The organism is Gordonia sp. NPDC003950, assembly GCF_053605205.1.
The window spans coordinates 1-2,834 of record NZ_JBSGIT010000054.1 but is presented as its reverse complement, the minus strand read 5'-3'; the positions used below and the strand labels follow the sequence as shown (position 1 = coordinate 2,834).

Annotated in this window: 2 protein-coding genes; both read left to right on the top strand. The window is 64.7% G+C overall.

Translation table 11 applies throughout. The features are described 5' to 3' along the window. Nucleotides 1-94: 94 nt before the first annotated feature. Nucleotides 95-2,122 (top strand): plasma-membrane proton-efflux P-type ATPase, encoded by a 2,028-nt coding sequence (locus ACWETB_RS23755; protein WP_452214049.1) that lies wholly within the window; start codon nt 95-97, stop codon nt 2,120-2,122. 25 nt (nt 2,123-2,147) lie between these two features. Continuing rightward, entirely contained in the window at nt 2,148-2,639 is a 492-nt protein-coding gene (locus ACWETB_RS23750) for a hypothetical protein (protein ID WP_452214047.1), read from the top strand. Nucleotides 2,640-2,834: the final 195 nt, after the last annotated feature.

Sequence of the window (2,834 nt, the reverse complement as noted above, 5' to 3'; positions counted from 1 at the left end):
GCCGGATGCTCCGGGTCAAACGAGTGCTATCCCAGCGACCGCTACCAGTACTGAACCTGCCACACCGTAGACGATCCAGTAAGACCCATTAGGTCTGACGGAACAAGAGGCGGCAGCGCGCCTGACGCAATACGGGCCCAATGGCATCCCGGAGAAGACGCAGAGTCTCGCGCGCCAGATCCTTTCCTACTTCACCGGTCCCATCGCCTACATGATCGAAATCGCGGCGGTGGTTTCCGGGGCGCTGCAGCACTGGGACGATTTCATCATCATCGTGGCCTTGCTGCTGTTCAACGCGGCACTGGGATTTTGGCAGGACCGGAAGGCGGCGAGTGCGCTCGCGGCCCTCAAGAAGGGACTGGCGCCGACGGCGACGGTGATGCGCGCGGGCTCGTGGACCACGATCGCCTCGCATGCCGTGGTGCCGGGCGATGTGGTGAGCATCCGCCTCGGCGAGATCGTGCCCGCGGATCTGCGGTTGCTCGGCGACGCGGACGTCTCGATCGATCAGTCTGCGTTGACCGGTGAGTCGGTTCCGGTTCGCAAGAACGCCGGTGACGAGGCGTATTCCGGGTCGATCATCAAGCAGGGCGAGACCACGGCGGTGGTCATCGCCACCGGCGGTAGCACCTTCTTCGGCCGGACCGCCAAGCTGGTCGCGGGAGCGGGCACGATCTCCCATGCCCAGAAGGCGATGTTCCAGATCGGTAACTTCCTGATCATCGTCGCCGTCGCGTTGGCGGCGGTCCTCGTCTTGTTCGAGGTGTTCCACAACTTCGACACCGAATGGTCGGGCAGCGCAGGCGATCAGGTCAACAAGGCACTGGGCATCGTCCAGTTCGTGCTGGTCCTGCTGGTTGCCTCCATTCCGGTCGCGATGCCCGCGGTGTTCTCGGTGACCATGGCACTCGGCGCGCTCGCTTTGTCGAAACAGAAGGCGATCGTCTCGCGTCTGCAATCCATCGAGGAGGTGGCGGGCATCGACATCCTGTGCTCGGACAAGACAGGCACGTTGACGAAGAACAAGCTCACCCTGGGTGACCCGATCCTGGTGGCCGCCACGCAGGGCTCGGAGGTGATCCTGGCCGGCGCACTCGCCTCGCGTGCCGAGGACCACGATGCGATCGACGACGCGGTGATCGCGGGGTTGGCCGACCCCGGCGCCGTCTCTGCCTGGACCGTGCAGCAGTTCACCCCGTTCGATCCCGTCACCAAGTACACCAAGGCGTTGGTCCGCTCCGCGGACGGGACGGCCAAGATCGTCGCGAAAGGCGCTCCGCAGGCCATCCTTGACCTGGCCAATGCCGCTGACGATGTGTCGGCCACCGTCACGACGTCGGTCGCCGATCTCGCCGCCCACGGCAATCGCGCACTGGCCGTTGCCGAATCGTGCGACGACCGGGGGTCGAGCTGGTCGGTGCTCGGGGTGCTGCCGATGTTCGACCCGCCCCGCGATGACAGTAAAGCGACCATCGATCTGGCGCGCGAGAAGGGTGTCGAGGTGCGGATGATCACTGGTGACGACACCGCCATCGCCGTCGAAACCGCACGAGAACTGGGTTTGGGCACCAACATCCTGACCGCCGGGGACGTCTTCCCGGCCGATTTCGATCCCGACAGCGTGCCACCGGCGATCGCCGATGCGATCGAGAAAGCCGACGGATTCGCCCGGGTGTTCCCGGAGCACAAGTACGCGATCGTCAAGTCGTTGCAGCAGCGTGGTCATCTCGTCGCGATGACCGGCGACGGCGTCAACGATGCGCCGGCACTCAAACAGGCCGATTGTGGCACGGCCGTCTCGGGTGCCACCGATGCCGCGCGCGGCGCGGCGGCGCTGATCCTGACCGCGCCCGGCCTCTCGGTCATCAACAGCGCGATCGATGAGGCGCGGCGCATCTTCGGGCGGGTGAACAGCTACACCATCTACCGCGTCGCCCTCACGATCGACATCATGTTTCTGGTTGTCCTCGCGACACTCATCCTCGGCTTCCAGCCGTTGACGGCGGTCATGATCGTCATCATCTCGCTGCTCGACGATGTGCCGATCATGACGATCGCCTACGACAACACCCCGGTCAGCAAGAAACCGATTCGGTGGCAGATGCCGAAGGTTCTGGGGTAATTCCGCTGTGCTCGGCTTCTTTTCGGTGATCCAGTCTCTCGGGTTGCTGTTCCTCGTTTACGGCGCGGCGCAGGTCAGCGGTGGACTGTTCGGGGTGGCGTCGTGGTCGGGCGACCAGCACCTGGCGATGGATCAGATCCAGACGGCGGTGTTCCTGCAACTCGTCACCGGCGGGCACCTGCTGATCTTCGTCACCCGTGCGCAGCGGTGGTTCTTCCTGCGGCCGTTCCCGTCGTGGCAACTTGTCGCCGCGATCGCCGGAACCCAGATTCTGGCCATTCTGATGAGCGGATTCGGCTGGCTGATGACTGCGCTGCCCTGGGAGATGGTGGGCGTGACTTTGGCGTACTGCGTGGTGTGGGTGTTCATCCTCGGCGCGGTGCGGCTGGTGGCCGAGAAGGCCATCGACCGGCGGTCGGGCCCGTGGAACAAGGCCGAGGAGATGTTCGTGCAGGATCTGCGTGAGGTCGCCATGGTGCGGCCGCATCCCGCCCATGCCGCCCAAACGAGAAAGTGAGCACATGACGTCGTCAACTCAGCCGGTTCGCAAAAGCGCCATCGGCGTGGCCTCGGCGACCGCGATCGGCGTAGGCGGGATGATGGGTGCCGGTCTGTACTGAATCACCCCCGGTTTCGTGCCGCCTCGATGGTGGGCTGATCCTCGGGGTTGAGGCCAGCGTAGTGGGTGTGTTCGTACTCGTTGGGTGGGACC